The sequence below is a fragment of the Flavobacterium arabinosi genome, from assembly GCF_048158725.1.
Lineage (GTDB): Bacteria > Bacteroidota > Bacteroidia > Flavobacteriales > Flavobacteriaceae > Flavobacterium > Flavobacterium arabinosi.
Window position 1 is genome coordinate 272,821 of sequence record NZ_JBLNKX010000004.1, and the last position, 19,083, is coordinate 291,903.

Sequence of the window (19,083 nt, forward strand, 5' to 3'; positions counted from 1 at the left end):
GAATTAATTTTTTATTGATGCTCCGGCAAAGGTTATAATTTCATTTTTTCTGAAGCGTACTGTTTTATAAGGATACTTCATTTTTTTGAAAAAGGCTTCCACTTTAATATAGGTTGGCGCTCCGTTTACAATATGATAAGATGCAATAGCAAAATTTGGAGAAAGATTTTCGATGGTTTTCATACACCCTTCCAAGGCTTCAATTTCGGCCCCTTCTATATCCATTTTTACAAAATCCAATTTTTCAATGTCGTTATTCAGTACCCAGTCATCAATTCGTATGGCTTGTTTTTTGACACATTTATCATTATCTGGAATCCAAACAGCCGAAGATCCAACTGTTCCAGCCTCGTAAAAATCAACTAATTTATTTTCATTCCATAACAGCAAATTCTCGATTTTGATATTTTCTGGCAGTCCCTTATTTAATTGCACATTATTATTAATTCTCGCAACGTTAAACGTATCGGGTTCAAAGGCATAAACAATTCCGTTTTCCCCAGTTAATTTCGAAAATAAAATAGATAAATGGCCACAATTTGCTCCGGCATCAATAATGATATCTTTACTTTTTACTTGATAAAAATGTTGATAGTAATTAAAATCGGGAGCTACAAAATATAAGGCTTCATTAGTAATCAGTGACAAATCCTGAAAAGTCGTTTTGTAAACCGTTTTTTTTTCTTTTTCACGGATTAGCTCATAAGAAGTTTGTTTTGGTGTATTGACACTGTAATAAAATAATTTAATCTTCTCCTTAAAATTGCCTTTAGGAAAAAGCATACTAATGATTTTTTTTAATTGTTTTTTCATTTCGATTCAGTTAAACTAATATAAAAAGACAAACTCTGTTGTGCTACTATTTCCATGCTGAATTTTTGAACAACCTTTTCTCTGGCTTTTACACCAAATTCTTTTTGCAATTCTTTATTTTCAAGTAAGTTAATGATTTTATTTGCATAAACAATATGATCTGTTGGATGTACTAAAAATCCATTTATTCCATCATCAACAACTTCTTTTGCCCAACCTATGTTGGAAGCAACAATTGCTTTTTGCATTGCCATAGCCTCTATCCAGGAAACAGGGAGCGCTTCCGCAAATGTTGGAAAAACACATACTGTTGCCGCATTAATCTGCTTTTTTATAATTTCATAAGGCACACTTCCCAAATAAATTACATTTGCTCTTGCCTGATCAGTAAACAGTTTCTGCATCATGTGCCAAGTTGAATCGGTTCCCGACAGTATATCAGCAACATCTCTGCCCACCAAAACTAATGTTGCATTTGATTTGATTTTGACTACTTCATTAAAAATCAAAGGCAATTCCAACAATCCTTTTTTCCGGATTAAACTGCCAAAATAAAGAATAGTATCCTCTCCTAAAGGAAGGGAGTTAGAAAAACTTGAATCACCACTATAAATAGTATTATTAAATAAATCAGTATCAATACAATTAGGAATGATCGTGAATTTTTTCTCTAGACCAAAAATAGAATTCGTTATATCAGCAGTAAATTGACTTACTGAAAGTAAAGCGTCAGCTTTTTGCAACGCTCTTTTTTCATGAAATTTATTAATCCATTTTACGGGTCTTTGATCCAAATGACAGAAATAGGTATCCGAACCATTCAATCGAATAACTATCGGGCACTTTTTTGGGGATATAAAAGAAGTAATCCCTGTCCAATCCGGTGCTTCTACCAAATCTATTTCTTTTTCTTGATGTAAGGTATTGATTATTTTTTGGAGTTTTTTTCGAGTAAGAAACCACGAAAATCCTTTTAGTTTTACATTTTTTATTTGCTGGATGCAAATGCCATTGTCATAAAAAATACCTTCTTCCTTTTGTCCATAGACTAAAACCCGAACAGTACATCCTTGCTGTAAAAGGCTTGAAGCCAAGTTCTTGATACTGGTACCAATGCCGCCAGAAGCACCAATTTTAGGGTGTGGATATTCGGGAGTTAAAAAGGCAATTTTCATATCTTATTTTTTGAAAAAATCTTCTAAAATTCTCTTTGTAAACAATCTTGCCCCAGCATCATTTAGGTGACCACAAGAAGAAAAATACTGATCTCCTTGAACAACATCCTCATAATTATGAATTTCAGGATAGATTTCATTTACTTTCTGAAAATAATCCAATCCTTTAGTATTAGAACACATAGGCGTCATCACTGCAATTAATTTGATGTTATTGGCTTTGCAAATTTGCTTTATCTCTTCGTAATATTTATTGTGTAGCGGTTTTAGATTAGTTAGGTTATTTTTCATATTCCCCTTCTTTGTTCGTAAAGGATAATACCCTAAATGATCTAAAACATTCGATGGTTTGTTTCTCACTGTGCTATACATCTCTCTAAATCCAATACGCGGTTCAAAAGTAACATACCTGTAAAAAGGAATATAATACAATGCCCAAAAAAATTTCTGTTTTGAAAAATGGTTTGCAATTGTTTTAGAATCGTGAATATAAGGTAAAAATTTAGAGGCTACACTCTCGGACTGTTGCTCGTTAGACAAATTCAAATCAGCTTCCAGAATCACATTTTTCATGTGATAGCCGCGTTCTATCATTAATTTCAATAATAAAGATGCTTCAAACAAATGGCCTCCACTCATCCCATAATTAAACGTTTTTAATCCTTTCTCTTCAAATAGTGGTGCTACAAAATGATTGTTAGCTCTGGAGGAACCTAAAATCACAACATCATAATCTCTCGCTTTTGAATTGTAAACATGGGCGATTTTATTCCGACTGGAGGACCGTTTATAAACTTGGGTGTAAATCACATCCAACACCCCCAAAATTAAAAAGGCAACTAGTAGTAATTTTGCGGTAAAAAGTAAAAAATACTTCATTTTTAAATTTCCATTATTATTGTTAGTGCCATTGAAAGCACTTTATTTAACAAAAGTATTACAATAATTCCGACTTTAACCTTTCCTGAATGAACCGGAATAGCACGATTTGACAAAAGTATCACATTAATACTCTCTGCCAAGCCGAAAATTACTGAGAAGAGACAAGGTACCGAGCTGTCACATCGAAAGTTTATAGGGAGCGGAGAAGAAGTACTGAACTGTCACATCGAGCGTAGTCGAGATGCTTTCCTTTTAACGGTAATCTCGAGTCTAACCTCTCCAGAGCGGAGACGAAGTACAGTTAAACGCTTTTTTAATATCGACTCAATCTGGACTACGTTCCCTATAAACTTCTCGATTTGACAAAATTCATCAAAATTGAAAATAGATAAATTCTTTATAATCAGAATAAGTACCCAAGGCAATAATAGCCAGGATACACAATGCTACTTTCAAGCCGCTGTATCTTCCTGAAATAGGTTCTATTTGACTCCTGCTATTCCATTCAACGAGAATGAAAGCAAAAACCAATAATAGGATTTCGTAACTGTATCTTTCATTTTCCAGATATTGAGCCTGATAATTTCGGTCAGTAAAAATACGTCCTATATAATCAACCGCATCGCCTAACGATTTTGCCCTAAAAAACACCCAAGCCAAGCAGCATAAAGTAAAAGTAACAAACATACTTCCCAATACTTTAAGAGAACTGAAATTCCATTGCAGCTGAACCGTTTCAATATTTGATCTGTTTTTATCTCGAAGCAATAAGGGTAAAAAATACATCGCATTGATAAATCCCCAAGCGATAAAGGTCCAATTAGCACCATGCCAAAAACCACTCAATAGAAAAATAACAAATACGTTCCGAACTTGTTTCAATTTACTCCCTTTACTCCCTCCTAGCGGAATATAAACATAATCCCGAAACCAAGAAGACAAGGAAATGTGCCAACGACGCCAAAACTCGGCGATATCTCTTGAAAAATAAGGATAATTAAAATTTCGTAACAAATCCAATCCGAACAGTTTAGACATTCCTAACGCCATATCCGAATAGCCCGAAAAGTCTCCATAAATCTGGAAAGCAAAGTAAAAAACGCCCAACAACAGCGACAAGGAATTCATCGAAGTGTAATGATCAAAAATGGCATTGGCATAGGTAGCACAAGTATCGGCAATTACGACTTTCTTGACTAATCCCCAGATAATTTGATAAACCCCTTCTTTAGCTTTTTGATAATCAAAGGTTCTTTTCACTTTTACTTGTGGCAGCAAATGAGTGGCTCTTTCAATAGGCCCAGCCACTAAAAGAGGAAAATAGCTGACAAACAGAGAATAATCCACAAAATTGTATTCGGCTTTAATTCTCTTTAAATAGATATCAATCACATAGGATAATCCATGAAAAGTATAAAAAGAGATACCAACAGGAAGAATAACATGTAACAATAACGGACTCGTTTGTAATCCGAAACCGTTCAATAATTCCGAAAATGAGGCAGCAAAAAAATTATAATATTTAAATATACCCAGAAAACCAAGATTTATGGTTATACTCAACCAAAACCAAAATTTTCGAGCAGTTTCAGTCTTAGCCTTTTCAATTCGAATTCCGGTGTAATAATCCAAAAAAGTGGAAAAAACCAACAGAAACAAAAAACGCCAATCCCAACAGGAATAAAAATAATAACTGGCAATAATGAGGATTGCATTTTGTGTACTCTTCGTTTTATTAAATACAAACCAATACAACAAGAATACGATGGGCAGGAAAACAGCAAAGGATAATGAATTAAAAAACATAGACTACTGTAACTAATTTAAGAATGTAAAATTAAGGTTTATTATTCAATACCAATGCCAAATGATTGGCTACCATTTTTGTCAAAGAAAAATTTTTCAATTTACTGTTTTCCCAACAATTGCCTATCAGAAATTTATGCTTTAAAATATTTTTCAAAATCCCTTTCAACTCCGCTACATTACATTCTTCAAATAAAAATCCGTTTTTATTTTCAACTACTAAACCCAGAACATTTCCTTGATTTCGGGTTGTTATTACAGGTAAATTACTCATCAAACTTTCAACAACTGAGTAACAGAATGTCTCACCATGAGAAGGATGAATTAAATAATCATACTCGCAATAAATTTCAGTTAGGTTGGAAACACTTCCTTTAAAATTAAAAAATCTTTGAAGAGAAAAATCCTGAATCATTTTTTTAAATTCTCCTTCAAAATATCCTTTCCCGTAAATATCAATAGTAAAGTCAAACGATTTTAAATCCTTAACCGCTAAAATTAAGTCTTGAATTCCTTTCTCTTTTCTAAGATGAGAAGCCACAATAAATTGGTTATTAGAACTGAAGTTTTTTTTCTTTTTAAATTTACTAATCTCTAAACCATTAAAAATAATGATGGATTTCTTCTCAATTTGCGCGCCAAATTCTTTAATTAATTCACTTTTCGAATATTCTGAAACCCCGACAAAAACATCAATATATCTTGAAAACAAAATCCCTTTGATTCTTTTCTCAATTTTCTTTTTCAAAGGATAACCGTTTAAAGGCCTTGGGTTATGATCTATTGCAATAATTTCAGCCTTGGAAAATTGCTTTATTTTATAAAAAGAAGGTGTACACAGTTCTAAGAAATGAGTTATAATATGAGAATAGTCCGTTTCATTTTGCTTACAAAAAGCAAAAAAATAGTTTTCCACATTATAATTACAATCATGAATACTGAGGTTGAAATACTCCCCATGATGAGATAGATTTGGGAAAAACCAATCCACTTGAATATTCTTTTCTTTGCATTGTTTGTCAAATAGCCAAAAAAAGTAGTCCATTCCGCCCACTCTTTCGGGTAGCAATTCGTAATTACAGAGTATGGCTATTTTTTTGGACTCAGTCATTCCATTGAGATAAAGTAGTTGCTATTCGGGCACTTGTACCGGATAATTTTTCACTTATTTGTAAATCAATCATTGCCTTTCTTTCCAAAGTTCTTTCTTTTGGATTCTCCAAAGCTTCATTAATTTGGTCTATTAATTCAGTTGCATGTTGGGCTATGGTTACGGATTGACTATCAACTACTTTTTTAAAATGACCATAATTTAAAAATCGTTGGTCGTTATACAAACCATTTTCTATATTACCAAAAACGGTATTGATTACCGGCTTGTCAAACAATAAGAAATCCAGACTCATGGTGGAACACATATTGATGTTCAAATCCACATGTTCCAACAACGAACGCAAATCTTTAATATCTTCCTCACTGGGAACACGCTGGGACCAGCTTTCTGCATGCTTTTCCCGAGTCAAAATCCATTTAGGTACATTCCAAACTATTTCAGGAAATTCATCCTTAACAGCTTTAAATCGGGTATCATCTTCAGCAGGGGAAGTTCTCACAATCAATTCTACATCAGTAGAAATACTTTTATTCCGAATAGCAGTGGCTATTGCTTGGATTACGATGGGATCATTTTGTCCAATGGAAACATCGGCACAACTAAAACAAATAATTTTCTTATCGGCATCCAAATGAAATTTACGGTAAAAATCTTCCGCCTTAGTTTCATATTTTTGCATTACATACGGTTCGAACTGAGGAGTTCCAACCACTTTTACATTTTCCTTTTCCACATTGGGATAAAAATACAATAATTCGGCTTTCATTAAATGACTCCACACTAGGAAATAATCAAAACTACCGAGCATTCTCCCTTTAGAAGCCAGATTGTCCCAACTGAAAATAAAGGTGCTGACCGGTATTTTTAATTGAATGACAGCGTGTAAGAATGGCGCTAAATAAGGCGGTCTTTGGTGCGTGAAAAAAACATGGGAGGGTTGGTCTTTTTGTAATAATTGACTATATGATTTTGTTGTTTTATGATTGGAAAAGGATAGAAATTGCAATTTTTCGGCCAACAAAATACTGTCGTTAGAATGAATAAAACGGGTAAAAAAATAAATGACTTTGACCAATAGGGAACGTGCAGAATTATTTTTCGGATAGCCTGTAACCAAATTATCTTTCATACCATAAAAAGAACGGTGCTTTTGCAAATGGGCTACTTCTTTCCACTTTCTAAAAAACCAAGTCAGTTTTCCTTCCACGAAAACTTCGAGTTCCTTTATTGTAATCTTGGATTGTGGAATAGTCCGAAAAGCACTTATCGGCAAGCCGGAATAGATGGTAACTGCATCAAATTGCTGTGCGCCTTCCGTCAAGAAATCACTCATGATGAAATTGCGGTAACCTACACCATCCGTTATAACTATTCCTAATTTTTTCATTTTTTTATAATTCTTTAACTCCAAAAATTTTAATAATTCAAAATTACTTCATCAACACATCTTCAGTAAGGATTTCAGTAAATCGTTTTGCTCCCCTGTCATTTAAATGATTACAATTAAAAAACATTTTATCATCCTTTATTACACCTGAAAAATCTTTAAATTCCGGTATTTTATTTTTCAATTTTGATATGAAATCTATGTTATTAATATTCTTACAAAACGGAGCACAAAAATACACAACATTAATATTATTTTGTTTTGAAAAAGACTGGATATTATCTAAAATTGTATTCCTCTCTAAAATCACATTGGGCAATGAACCCTGAAGTTGTCTTGAATTTCCATATCTGCCACCATATCCGCTGTTGTTCACCGTATTGGTTTTTTTATCAATTATATTGGCAAAAACCTCTCTAAATCCTATTTTCAAATCATTAGTGCAATACCTGTAAAAAGGAATGTAATAATTCGCATTAGGATTTTCAATATAACGCTCACAATACTCTTTTGTTATCTCATTTTCTCTAATAAAAGGAATCATTTCGTATTGAAAAATAGTGGAATTTCCCTCAACAAAATTGTAAATATAATCCACTTGTATTAAAATCTTTTCACAATGAATGTTGTATTCTTTAATTAATTGCAAAACAGTATAAACATCCGCTAATTTAGTGGCCTGAAATCCCAAATTGGCAGCTGTTTTATTTGTTTTATTAAATATTACCGATGGTACAATTCCATTTTCTACTCTTGATGAACCCAGAAAAATATAATCCACTTTCTTGTTTTTTAGACTTCTTAGGTACTGGAATTTAGTACGGGGAAAAGAGTTCTCATATATTTTAGTATATACAACATCCAACACTGTCATGAACAACAGCATCCCCAAAACGCTCCAAATTATGTAAACACTGAATTTTTTCATCTAAAACTGAAAATAAATAAAATCACTAGGACTGGAAAAAACACCTAAAACCAAAATTAATAATACAATAAGAATGACTTTTAAATTTATATATTTCCCATAAAAAGGATGTTCATTTTCTCTTGAATTCCATTCAATTAGTATAAAAAATAACAGTAACAAAAGTAATTCAATTGAATAGCGTTCGAAATCTAAAAATTGAATTCCCCCTTTAAAATCAAATTTAAACATATTCTTTATATAAATACACGCTTCTGATACTGTTTTAGCCCTAAAAAATATCCAGGCAAAAGCCGTTAAACAAAACGTCAATAGCATACTAAAAAATTCTTTAAGTGTTGGCAAGAATTTACCTTTTGCAACACTATCCATATTATTTCTGTTGTTTTGTGTTATTAAAAGCGGTAAAAAATAAACGGCATGCAATGCACCCCAAACGATAAAAGTCCAATTGGCTCCATGCCAAAATCCACTTACCAAGAAAATAATAAATGTATTCCGAATTTTCATTATCATTCCGCCTTGACTTCCGCCTAATGGAATGTATAGATAGTCCCGAAACCATGAAGACAAGGAAATATGCCACCTGCGCCAAAATTCGGCGATATCTCTGGAAAAATATGGATAGTTAAAATTACGGAGCAAATCAATTCCAAATAGTTTTGAAGTTCCTAAAGCAATATCCGAGTAGCCACTAAAATCTCCATAAATCTGAAAGGAAAAATAAACAGCTCCCAATACTAATGAAAGTGAATTCATGGAATGATAATTATCAAAAATAGTATTGGAATATAAAGCGCAATTGTCGGCTATGACCACTTTTTTAAACAATCCCCAGACAATCTGATGCACACCATCAATAGCTTTACTGCAATCGAAAAATCTTTTCTTTTTTATTTGCGGTAGTAAATGAGTGGCTCTTTCAATTGGACCTGCCACCAATAACGGAAAATAGCTAACAAAAAGGGAATACGTTACAATATTTCTTTCCGGTTCTATTCTCCCTTTGTAAATGTCAATAACATAGGACAATCCATGGAACGTATAAAAAGAAATTCCAACAGGTAAAATAACCTTCAATGTCCAAAAATTAGTAGGTATACCTAGACCTGATAATGCTTCAGCAAAAGAATCTACAAAAAAATTGTAATATTTAAAAATACCTAGAAAACTTAAATTCACTATAATACTCAACCAAAACCAGAATTTTTTATTGCCTTGATCTTTCGCTTCCTCCATTTTTATTCCCGTAAAATAATCCAGAGCTGTAGAAAATAGCAAGAGAAATAAAAAACGCCAATCCCAACACGCATAAAAAAAATAACTAGCCAGTAACAGCACAAAATTTTGCAGTTGCAGACTTTTAGTATTGACCCACCAATAAATGGTAAAAACAATGGGGAGAAATAATAAAAATGGAAGGGAGTTGAATAGCATTATATATCCCTAAATTGTTTCTGATGATTGGTTGCCCAAATATTTCCATTCTCCATTGATTCCAGAAACAATTGAGCACTATTTCCATGTCCAAAATCAGCCTCCATTTTTTTAACTTTGTGACCATGTATTTTTTTCAAAGCGGCAACAATATTTTCAGTTTTATAATCAACATTAATAATGGATGAAAGCACTATCCTATTTTGTTGACGCGTCCCGATATTGATAATTGGAATACCATAATAGGGTGCCTCTCTAATCCCCGCACTGCTGTTTCCTACAATAAACTGGCTATTTTTTAATAAACTCAAAAAATATTCAAAACGAAGGGATGGAAAAACTCTAAATCTTGGGTTATTCTTTAACCTTTCATATTCCTCAATAATGCATTTACTTCCTAAATCATTATTTGGATAAATTACAATAAAATTATGCGTATCTTCTAATATGGCTTCTACAAAATTATTGGCATACAACTTCATTTCTTTGGCTTCTGTAGTTACTGGATGAAACATAACTATGGCATAGTCCTCAAAATTTATTTCGTAATACCGTTTCACTGTTTCTAAATCTGGAAGCGAATCTGAAAACATAATATCAATGTCGGGAGAACCAATCGTGTAAATTGAAGATTCCATTTCACCCATTTGGACCAATCGTTTTGCTGCATCACCATTAGAAACAAAATGAATATGACCTAATTTACTGACACTGTGACGAATTAATTCATCAACCGTTCCTGATAATTCTCCACCTTCAATGTGTGCTACTAAAATATTATTTAAAGAACCAACGATAGCTCCTGCTAAAGTTTCTACACGATCGCCATGAACCACAATCAAATCCGGTTGTACTTGTTTACAATAGCCCGATAAACCCTCTATAGTTTTGGCTAATGTTAAATCCATTGTAGCTTCATCAGTGTGATTTTCAAACCTCTGGATGTTTTTAAAATTGCAACGTTCTATTTCTAAAAGTGTATATCCGTATTCTTTTTGCAAATGCATACCGGTAACAAAAACATAAACTTCAAAATCTTGATGGGTATCAAGAACAGAAATTAATGATTTTATTTTTCCAAAATCAGCACGGGTTCCCGTTAGGAATAAGATTTTTTTCATTTTAATACTTGATATTTTTTATTTTGTCAAGTCGAGCGAAATCGAGGCACATTCAAGTGCGACACTTTATTTTTCAATCTGCTCCCACATTAATTGTTCATCGTTATCTATATCCCTTAGTGCCGTTTTCCCTAAAAGGTTATCAAAATGCTCTGCCAGGATTTCCCCTGTTCCGGGACGTTTTACCCAAATATTTTCTTTGGTAAGCAGCGCTCCTTTTTTAATCGCAGCAATAGTACAAACAGTTGCGAAAGCAAAATCGATGGTAACTTGCTCCTCTAAGGCGGGCTGTTTCGTTCCTCCTCGCATTTGGGCCATTTCTACACTATTTACAAGGAGTGCGCTGCAAGTATTCTCATCCATACTGCACACAATATCCGGACCGGTTCGATTCATATGATCTGTAAAATGACGTTCCAGAATAGATGCGCCTAATGCCACAGCTCCTAAACAGGCATTATTATTAAGTGTATGGTCTGACAACCCAAATACTTTATCGGGAAAGGCGTCATGCATGGCGATCATAGCCCCAAAACGCACTAAATGAATTGGAGTTGGATACAAATTAGTGGTATGTAAAAGCGCCACAGGAACAGTGTACTTCTCAAAAATGGCAACTGCTTTGTGAATACTTTCTATAGTATTCATCCCGGTACTTAGAATAACTGGTTTGCCAAAAGAAGCAATATGTTCCAACAAAGGATAATTATTACATTCCCCGGAACCAATTTTATAAGCTGGCACATCAAATTTTCGCAATCGTTCGGCAGCAGCTCTTGAAAAAGGGGTAGAAATAAAAATCATACCCTTACTTTCTACATACTTTTTTAACTCTAATTCATCGGCTTCGTTTAACGAACACCTTTCCATTATCTCATAAATAGAAACATCGGCATTTCCCGGAATCACTTTTTTGGCGGCACCGCTCATCTCATCTTCCACAATATGAGTTTGATGTTTGACCATCTCAACACCTGACCTATGGGCTGCATCTACCATTTCCTTGGCTATTTGTAAAGATCCTTCGTGATTAATGCCAATCTCTGCAATAACCAAAGGTGGGTAATCCAGACCAATTTTTCTTCCTGCTATTGTAATATATGGATTCATAAAATGAGTTATCTGTTATAGGTCTTTCGACTATGCTCCTTATCGACTTCACTCGAATTAGGCAATTAATTTTATTTTGTCATGTCGAGCGCAGTCGAAACATATTCAATTTAAAACAACCTCGACTTTAGCTTCTCCTGAACTTTACCTCAATGTGATAGGCGAATACCTACTGTCACGTCGAGCGCAGTCGAGACGCTTTTTTTAATAAATACTCCGCATAATCAAAATCATCTTGAGTATCAATATCAATACCGGCAAAAATATGATTTACTACATAAGGGATACTATTTTCAGAAATAATTTCGCCCTCTCTTATCAATTTTGATTTACTGATATACAATAAACCATTTTCAAAATAAAGCGGTTCTAAATCCTGACTGCGTTGTCCTATCGTATAATTATAAGGTTCAAAACAATTGCTTGTTATCTTCCCTAATTTTTGATGGTTTCTGGTAACGGTGAATAAACTATCCGAATCACTTATTCGATACCTTTCAAAAGCTTCCCGAAGCAGGTTTTCAGGACGCAAAGGATTTGTCGGCTGTAATAAAATCACACTATCAACAGTGCTATCTCCGATTACTTCAAGCGCATGCTGTAATGCCGTCAATGTAGGTTCAAATTCCCCTGACAAATGTTCCGGTCTGTCAATCACTTTTACCCCATATTCAAGTGCAATCTTTTTTATTGCTTCATCATTCGTAGATACATAAACTTCATCTATAATATCTTTATTCTTTTGGGCTAATAAAATACTGTGAGCAATAAGCGGAATGCCTCCAAAAAGAAGATTATTTTTATTTGGTAGCCTTTTAGACCCCCTACGCGCTGGAATTATTGCTATATTCTTCATTAAAAAAAAGTATTTGCTAAAAATAGTTATTTTTTTGGCTGCCAATATATTTTTGTATCAGCAATTTTAAGATAATCATCATACTCTGCTGAAGTCAATCTATTGCTGTTTCTTACAATTTTAGGAATAGCCAATACTAAATCTAATACCGCCAGAACAATAGCTTTTAAAGCGCTAAAATCACGTTTAAAAACCTTTAGTTTGAATTGCACCCAAATAGAATACCCCATTTTATTAGGAATACTACGAAGGGGATAAAACAAAAAGAACAAATACCAGCCTGAACGTAATGATCTACGCTGTCGAATATCATAATCGAAATCGTTTTTTCTGGATTTAAAATCAACTCTGTGATGGACTAAAACGTCTGGCAAATAGCTCACCTTCCAGTTCTTTTTAAACAAGTGATAAGATGCAAAATCTTCTTCTCCATAAAAAACAAACCATTCCGGATAATTAGGAATAGCACGCCAAGCTTTCATACGCCACACATGGGCACAACCTACAAAGCCTTTCACTTGATGGGGCTGTTCGCTGGAGGACGTCGAACTTGGTAATTCCAACCCCCAAAAAATACGCATGGCAATTAAGCCACAATTGTCATTTTCGTCAAAATGTTTTTTTATACTTTCCAATGGATTCTCAGTGACAAAATGGGCATCGTCGTCCAACGAAATAGCATAAGAAGCTTCGGTTTCATTCAGCATTTTATTCCTGCAAAAAAGGTAGCCTTTTGAAATCGCATTTCTTTGGATTTTTACAGTAGGAAAATGATGCTTCACATATTCATAAGTACCATCAACGGAACCATCATCATAAACTACACATTCCACATTAATATCTTCTAAGAGATAACTGATTTTATTTAGCGTAAAAGCCAAATCGGCTTTACGATTTTTAGTGGTAATGAGTATAGAGAAAACAGGATTGATTTTCATCATCTTTAATACTTTACAATCATTTCTTTTGGTAATTTTTTCCATTTCAAAAACATCCTTGCTGTCCATTTCATAGAAATAAACTTCACAAAAAGTCTATTTTTTACAAAATAACTAATAGTACCAACTTTTTTTCGTTTTATAAAATTGAAGTTTGAATAATTTATTGTAGAAGTGTTTTTCGAAGCCTTCTCCATCCAATCTTCATAAACATTTCCCATATGGTATGCATAATTATCATGGGTTGTAAGTCTCCAATAGCCTTTTTCCATAGACTTCACATCAATATAAGCCTCTCCAATACCAGCAACTTTTTTGCCGCCTACATATGTAACCAATTCTTCAAAAATATCTTTTTTATAGGTTGCAACAAAATGCCCTGAACCTACAAAACATTTTACAGTATCATATTCTAGCCCCAATCCAAGTTTCAAATAATCTTGATTATAGTCTCTCCCCCACCCAATACTTTCATAAAAATAAATTAAAGCATCCTGATTTTTTACAGAAATAAACTTTAAATGGCTATTAAAAAAATTATCAAAAATAACATTCCCACAGTTGGTATTATACATCTTTAATTGAGGAACGATTCCCACTACTCCTGCTTTGGGAATTTCAACAAAAACTTTCGTGGTTTCGGATTGCCAATCCGGAAGAAATAGAACATCGGCATCCGTTATGGTTACCAACTCTATATTATTACCGGACAAACCCTTTAAAACAGCATTGATTTTCCCAATGTTGTCGGTATGTATCAGTTCCTTGATTTTTTTTTCTAAAAAAAGTTTGTCAAGGTAATTTACAACACTTTGACAACTACCATTATTGACAATAGTAATATAGGTTCTCTCATGAATCGTATTAAATAAAGAGTTCAAAGAGATTTTTAATATTTTAAGGGCATCAACAAAATAGCCTTCTTCATTAGGTATGTAAACAGGTACTATAATCTGATGTATGAATACAGATTCTTCTTGATTAATCGATTTATTAGGATTGCTTCCTATTCGCATTATAATTAAATTAAATTTATTATTCCTTCTTCTAAAGTAATTAATGGTCTTCCCAAAATTTCTTTCATTTTTGAAGTATCGGGACACCTTCTGGTCATGTCTCCTTCTTCCAAAGGTGGGAGGTGTATTATTTCTGAATTGGATTGGGTAATTTTAATAATATTTTGTGCCAATAACAAAATAGTCTGCTCTAAATCACTGCCTACATTTAAAACATCATTAACACATTTATCTTCAAACATCACTTTTATGCAGGTTTCCACATTATCATCCACATAACAAAAGGAACGCGTTTGTTGTCCGTCACCATAAATATAAATAGGTTCGTTTTTCAGGGCCGCTTTTAGAAAACGAGGCACAACAAAATCTTCACTTTGATTAGGTCCATAAGTATTAAAAAATCTAAAAATCGTGTATTCTAACCCATATTCATGATAATAAGATCTAAAGAATGCCTCTCCAACATTTTTTACGATTGCATAAGGCAATCTTGAATTCAATGGAGTGGTATGCTCATTTTGGGGTATTTCAAAGGGTTCGCCATACACTTCCGACGAACTGGAATAAAAGACGCGTTTAACTCCTGAGTTTTTTGACAATGACAAGATATTCTTTATCCCTTCAATATCCTCCAATACCATCATCGGGTTTTCCAACGTTCTTTTTACACCCACAACTGCAGCATAATGAAATACAAAATCAAAATTATACCTGCCAAATACCGGTACAATATCATTGTAGTTATTCACGTTAGCCTTTATAAATACCACGTTTTTAACTTTAGGAACTTTTGATAAACTGCCGGTAGAAAGATTATCAATTATAACTATTAAATTATCTTTATTTTCTGCTAATTTTTTTGCCAAGGCACTGGCTACATTGCCTGCTCCACCAGTAATTAAAATTGTCGCCATTTATAATATTTATATAAAGTTTAATTTTATCTTATCCAGTTTTAAGAACACTATGATTAATATAACGGATAGATATAATCTGTTTTTTGATACTATTTGTATGAGTTAGAACAAAATTTTATATTAAACTCTCTTGAAACTTTTTAATCTGATTTAAATTTTCAAACCCTATTTTTTGATCTGGCTCTAAATAATTCCCTTCTGCCCATTCATTCCAAGCCTTTATAAAAATTATTTTTTCTTCACTTTTATAATTTTCAATTCTCTTAAAGCAATTTAATAAATTTTTGTAAAATAATTCTGGATTCGTTTCCACAATTACTTGACCTTTTATCCCACTTCTTGGTGTATGATCCCAATTAGGACTACAACTAGGAAAAAATTTAATATCTTCAGGAATATCTGAATAATCACTAGCCTCTACTATTTGTTTATGGGTAAATATATTTCTCAATTTTAAAGTTCTGTATTTTAATTGGTTATATCTATACCCAGATAATTTGTGAACAATTCTTCCAATTAGTGAATGTTTAACTCTCATAAAAAGATGGCTAGGACTTGGCGGTGTCAAAGCATCAAAACCTGCTTCTTTGTATGGGAAATTAAAATGTTGATAGGCTATAAAATAAATGCCATCCAAACCGTTTTCTATAGCCAAAGTATTCCATAAATCAATAAACTTTTTAGAATCAGGCAAATCAGCAGGGCTATAGATAGTAAAAATTGGTTTATTATCAATTTTCAAATAGCGCTTGTCTAAAAATGCAGGTAATACCTCATAAAAATGATTAGTATAGTCTTCTGTTCCTGGATAAGTTTGATCTATCAATAAACGCTCATACTTATCACCATATGGCAAACCTCCCCATTTAGCATTAACCCATGCTAAACAAAATCCAAAATCCGGTTTACCTGAATCAAGAACCTCTTTAAAAGGCATTTCCAATAAACGTTTACCATCACCAAACCAATAATGCCAATAACAAAAACCTTCAATTCCATAGGATTTAGCCATTTGAGCTTGTTCTTCTCTAACTTCAGGTATTCTTAGATCATAATAACCCAAATCAGCAGGCAACTTGGGCTGGTCGTGTCCTTTAAACAAGGGCTTAGCTTTCCCTACATTAGTCCATTCAGTAAAACCCTTACCCCACCACGCATCATTTTCAGGTACAGGGTGAAACTGTGGGAGATAATAGGCTATTACTCTTGCTTTACTCATTTTTTATACTAATTAGTAATTAAAATCTTCTATATCTATTTTAAATAAAATTTAATTATAGATTTTAAATATTTTAACTCAAATACTTCCATTGGTTTAATTCTAAATAATTTTAACCAAATTTTAATAGGTTTAATTATATTCCCTGTGTTCAAAAATGGATTTAAAAAGGCTTTTCCGTTAAAATATTCAAGGCTCAAAATATTGAAATTTTCAACATCATCAGTCATTAACGGTAATAATCTATTATAGATTTTATGAACTTCATAGGTTGATTCATACCAAGAATTATTTATCTCTCCGTTGGAATAATGCTCAATCAAAACTTCATTCGTTACAAATATTTTAAAACCCTTTTTCTTGCATTCAAAAGAAATATTTAAATCATAATTATGAAAACCTTTCAGCTTTTCATTAAAAAACAAATTAAACTCTTTTTTCATTACCATAAAAACCCCATCAATTGCTACAACTTCAGATATAGTTCCATTTTTAAAACCATAAATCCATTTTTCAACTTTTCCATTTTCTAAATGTTGAATTATGTTAATTTCTTTAAATTCAGAAGGACAATTCCAATATCCAGAAGGCATTTTTGTTTTTAATTTGGAACCAGCTACACCAATTAGACCAAGATTGTTGTTTTCTTTAAAAATCCTATTAATAATATACCCCCAACCGATGGTATGAATTAAAAGGTCATCATGTATAAAACATAAATGTTTACCAATACTTTGTTCAATACCCATATTATATGCTTCAAAAATTGAATATTGATTTTCTGAATTATCGATAACAATCAATTCATACTCGCAACCAATCGTGTTTTTAATATTCTCAAATAAGTAGTTACTGATAATTTGGGTTCGGGAACAGATTATTATTGAAATCATAAAACTACTTTCTTTAATCTTTATTTACCATTTGTTTCAAAACAACACTTTATCCAACATCACTTTAAAATTTTCATCCGAAAAATAATCGCCAAAAGGATAAACTGCTTCATTAGAATCCATTCTACTGACAATTAAATTCTCCAGTTTTTGTTTAATTTCCTCTTTATCGGTGCAACTAGCAATATATTTATCGTCTATTATTATCCTTCGCATTTCACTTCGCTCTGGTGAAATAGATAATATTGGTTTTAGTATAGCGGCCAGAAAGGGTGCTTTACCTACCAGAATATTGCAATACAAAGGGCCATTTTCCAAGATAATGTTGATGTCTGCTTCGTGCATTTGCTCGTTGCAGGAATTGGAAAAATTTAAAGTGTATAAAACTATGATGTTGGGCGTTCTGGAGTATTTTGCTATCAACTTCTTTACATCTATACCTTTAACTCTTAAGACAAACTCCGTGTTTTCTTTATACAAAGGATTTTTGGTTACCAATTCTTCATAAGCATCCAACAAGACTTCTATATCTCTACCAAATTGAATAGCTCCATGATAGGATATCATTATTTTTTTCTTCTTTTTTAAAACAGCACTGACATCAGACAAGTCAAAAACATTTTTATCGTATTGATGTGGCAAAGCGTGGAATTTTTTTCTGGAACCATATAAATACTGCATATCTTCGGCCAATAATGCGGTAGCCAAACAAGATTTTGCGTGAGTGACCACTTCGAACATTTCTTTTAATTTGAAAAGTTCCAAACTAGTTAATGGACTTGATGAACCGGTACACCAAAACAAAGGATAAGGCTCATTGAAAGTAATAACAGCATTTTTGAGAATGGGCAAGTCTTTGGCTCCCAAGATGGTTTCGCAATCCAATCCGGCACTTCTAATAAAAATATGATCATATTCGTGGTAATCAATTTTGGCTATATAAGAACCATATACTTTATGAATATGGTTTCGTACTAATGAAATATGAAACAGCCTCCAATAGATTTTATTCAGCCATTTAGTAAAAAAAGGTGTTTTGAGATTAAGAACAAAAGATTCAATAGAATCTACGGGCAGTAAATCCAATTGGTCCTCGCTGGAATATTGCTTAAAGTAGACTACGTCAATTATTGAGTTGGGATAGGCCCTTCTTAATTTAGCCAAAAAAGACCGGGAGATAATCCCTTGACTGGTTCCCGATACTCTTAAATCTTGTTCAATTACTAAAAACTTCATTCATTATAATTATTGGTTCTACTGGAAATGTTATCAAACATAAAGTAAAGATATTACTTAAAAGGTTTGTCAAGTTGAGCCTAGTCGTCGAGTTTCGTTCCTCGCCTGCGCTCGGGATGACACGCTCGACTTGACAATAATGGTTATTCTTATAATTTCTTAATAATCTAGCACTACATAGTTATTATTTAATCTTCCACAGAAAACCAGTAGAACCTAATTTATTTTAAATTGA

General features: G+C 32.9%; 17 protein-coding genes. All 17 read right to left on the minus strand.

The genetic code is table 11. From position 1 onward, the window contains the following. Positions 1-3: 3 nt before the first annotated feature. Complete coding sequence (locus ACM55K_RS10425) at positions 4-813, minus strand: FkbM family methyltransferase (protein WP_416850166.1); 810 nt, start codon at positions 811-813, stop codon at positions 4-6. Further along, positions 810-1,988: a glycosyltransferase family 4 protein gene (locus ACM55K_RS10430; protein WP_416850167.1), complete on the minus strand. Its 1,179-nt coding sequence runs from the start codon at positions 1,986-1,988 to the stop codon at positions 810-812. Before ACM55K_RS10430 ends, ACM55K_RS10425 begins: the two co-directional genes overlap by 4 nt. Positions 1,989-1,991: 3 nt before the next feature. Beyond that, positions 1,992-2,867 (minus strand): hypothetical protein, encoded by an 876-nt coding sequence (locus ACM55K_RS10435; RefSeq protein ID WP_416850168.1) that lies wholly within the window; start codon positions 2,865-2,867, stop codon positions 1,992-1,994. 375 nt (positions 2,868-3,242) lie between these two features. Beyond that, a complete protein-coding gene (locus ACM55K_RS10440) occupies positions 3,243-4,676 on the minus strand; it encodes an MBOAT family O-acyltransferase (protein ID WP_416850169.1) in 1,434 nt (477 codons plus the stop codon). Positions 4,677-4,707: 31 nt separating this feature from the next. Beyond that, positions 4,708-5,787, minus strand: coding sequence for a glycosyltransferase family 4 protein (locus tag ACM55K_RS10445; RefSeq protein ID WP_416850170.1), 1,080 nt, complete (start codon positions 5,785-5,787; stop codon positions 4,708-4,710). Next, on the minus strand, positions 5,780-7,177 hold the full coding sequence (locus ACM55K_RS10450) for a hypothetical protein (protein ID WP_416850171.1): 1,398 nt from the start codon (positions 7,175-7,177) through the stop codon (positions 5,780-5,782). Before ACM55K_RS10450 ends, ACM55K_RS10445 begins: the two co-directional genes overlap by 8 nt. 43 nt (positions 7,178-7,220) lie before the next feature. Beyond that, the gene (locus ACM55K_RS10455) at positions 7,221-7,958 is read right to left on the minus strand and encodes a hypothetical protein (protein ID WP_416850172.1); all 738 of its coding nucleotides are present in this window, start codon (positions 7,956-7,958) and stop codon (positions 7,221-7,223) included. A 147-nt stretch (positions 7,959-8,105) separates the two neighbouring features. Continuing rightward, on the minus strand, positions 8,106-9,542 hold the full coding sequence (locus ACM55K_RS10460; RefSeq protein ID WP_416850173.1) for an MBOAT family O-acyltransferase: 1,437 nt from the start codon (positions 9,540-9,542) through the stop codon (positions 8,106-8,108). Beyond that, positions 9,542-10,663, minus strand: a complete 1,122-nt coding sequence (gene neuC, locus ACM55K_RS10465; RefSeq protein WP_416850174.1) for a UDP-N-acetylglucosamine 2-epimerase — start codon at positions 10,661-10,663, stop codon at positions 9,542-9,544. The genes ACM55K_RS10460 and neuC overlap by 1 nt, the downstream gene beginning before the upstream one ends. Before the next feature lie 66 nt (positions 10,664-10,729). Next, positions 10,730-11,773: an N-acetylneuraminate synthase family protein gene (locus ACM55K_RS10470; RefSeq protein ID WP_416850175.1), complete on the minus strand. Its 1,044-nt coding sequence runs from the start codon at positions 11,771-11,773 to the stop codon at positions 10,730-10,732. 175 nt (positions 11,774-11,948) lie between these two features. Next, positions 11,949-12,629: an acylneuraminate cytidylyltransferase family protein gene (locus tag ACM55K_RS10475; protein WP_416850176.1), complete on the minus strand. Its 681-nt coding sequence runs from the start codon at positions 12,627-12,629 to the stop codon at positions 11,949-11,951. 26 nt (positions 12,630-12,655) lie between these two features. After that, positions 12,656-13,570 carry a glycosyltransferase family 2 protein gene (locus ACM55K_RS10480; RefSeq protein WP_416850177.1) on the minus strand — a complete coding sequence of 305 codons (915 nt, stop codon included), beginning with the start codon at positions 13,568-13,570 and terminating at the stop codon, positions 12,656-12,658. Between the two features lie 2 nt (positions 13,571-13,572). Beyond that, a complete protein-coding gene (locus ACM55K_RS10485; RefSeq protein WP_416850178.1) occupies positions 13,573-14,583 on the minus strand; it encodes a glycosyltransferase family A protein in 1,011 nt (336 codons plus the stop codon). Positions 14,584-14,588: 5 nt separating this feature from the next. After that, positions 14,589-15,497: an NAD-dependent epimerase/dehydratase family protein gene (locus ACM55K_RS10490; protein ID WP_416850179.1), complete on the minus strand. Its 909-nt coding sequence runs from the start codon at positions 15,495-15,497 to the stop codon at positions 14,589-14,591. A 118-nt stretch (positions 15,498-15,615) separates the two neighbouring features. Beyond that, positions 15,616-16,719, minus strand: coding sequence for a glycosyltransferase WbsX family protein (locus ACM55K_RS10495; RefSeq protein ID WP_416850180.1), 1,104 nt, complete (start codon positions 16,717-16,719; stop codon positions 15,616-15,618). Between the two features lie 35 nt (positions 16,720-16,754). Further along, positions 16,755-17,612: a glycosyltransferase gene (locus tag ACM55K_RS10500; protein WP_416850181.1), complete on the minus strand. Its 858-nt coding sequence runs from the start codon at positions 17,610-17,612 to the stop codon at positions 16,755-16,757. Between the two features lie 36 nt (positions 17,613-17,648). After that, positions 17,649-18,848, minus strand: a complete 1,200-nt coding sequence (locus ACM55K_RS10505) for a hypothetical protein (protein WP_416850182.1) — start codon at positions 18,846-18,848, stop codon at positions 17,649-17,651. Positions 18,849-19,083: the final 235 nt, after the last annotated feature.